Below are 595 nucleotides of genomic sequence, written 5' to 3' on the forward strand. Positions count from 1 at the left end.
CCAGCTCACCCCCGCCCAACGCCAACTCGTCGAAATCCTGCGCGCCCTCACCGGCGACGCCAAAGTCATCGCCTTCGACGAACCCACCTCCTCGCTGTCCGAACACGAGGTCGACGCGCTCTTCGCCCTCATCCGCCGCCTACGCGACCAAGGCGTAGCCGTCGTCTACGTCTCCCACCGCATGCAGGAGATCTTCCAGCTCGCCGACCGCATCGCAGTGCTGCGCGACGGCGCCCTCGCCGGCGTCCAGGACGCCGCCACCACCAGCGAGGGCGACCTCGTGCGGCTGATGGTCGGCCGGGACCTGTCCGCCATGTTCACCCGCGAACGCGTCGCCACCGACCGCCTCGTGTTGGATGTCCGCGCCGTGACCACCGACCACGTCACCGGCATCGACCTGCGCATCCACGCCGGCGAGGTCGTCGGCCTGGCCGGACTCATCGGCGCCGGACGTTCCGAACTCGCCCTCGCCCTCGCCGGCGACCAGCCCCTCCGCTCCGGCACCGTCACCCTCGACGGCCGCACCCTGCGCTCCGGCCACCCCGGCGACGCCATCCGCGCCGGCCTCGGCCTCGCCCCCGAGGAACGCAAAGCC

At 72.3% G+C, this 595-nt stretch carries 1 protein-coding gene; it reads left to right on the forward strand.

Going from position 1 to position 595, the window contains the following annotated elements:
- The coding region (locus PUR56_RS00500) for an ATP-binding cassette domain-containing protein (protein ID WP_329947377.1) at positions 1–595 on the forward strand (595 nt) is incomplete at both ends.

The sequence above is a fragment of the Streptomyces sp. BE303 genome (assembly GCF_036290945.1).
Taxonomy (GTDB): Bacteria; Actinomycetota; Actinomycetes; order Streptomycetales; family Streptomycetaceae; genus Kitasatospora.